Origin of the sequence: Psychrobacter sp. CAL346-MNA-CIBAN-0220, from assembly GCF_040309805.1 — a bacterium.
Classification (GTDB): domain Bacteria; phylum Pseudomonadota; class Gammaproteobacteria; order Pseudomonadales; family Moraxellaceae; genus Psychrobacter.
Window position 1 is genome coordinate 1 of the sequence record NZ_JBEOPF010000238.1, and the last position, 275, is coordinate 275.

The 275-nt window shown below is 50.2% G+C and carries 1 protein-coding gene; it reads right to left on the reverse strand.

Translation table 11 applies throughout. The features are described from left to right. Positions 1-167, reverse strand: a 167-nt coding sequence (locus AAEY88_RS13470) for a zinc-dependent metalloprotease (RefSeq protein WP_350563197.1), incomplete at its 3' end; no start/stop codon positions are given. Positions 168-275 lie beyond the last annotated feature (108 nt).

Consider the following 275-nt stretch of genomic DNA (forward strand, 5'->3'; position numbering starts at 1 on the left):
GTGTAAGGCGTGGCAATATTAATTTTACCGCCTTGAATACTCACGTACGGATGCGGATAATCCATTACTGAAGCATTATCGTTTGTTGATGCGGCAAAGTTATGGTCAAGCCCTAGGGTATGGCCCACTTCATGCGCTGCTAACTGGCGAATACGGGCAGCGACAATGCCATGGCGGCATCAGCAGCGGCTTTACGATCAGGCCAACCAGCCGTTAGCCCTCGAGCAATAAGATGATCTTGGCGTACTCTTAAGCTGCCAAGCGTGACATTACCT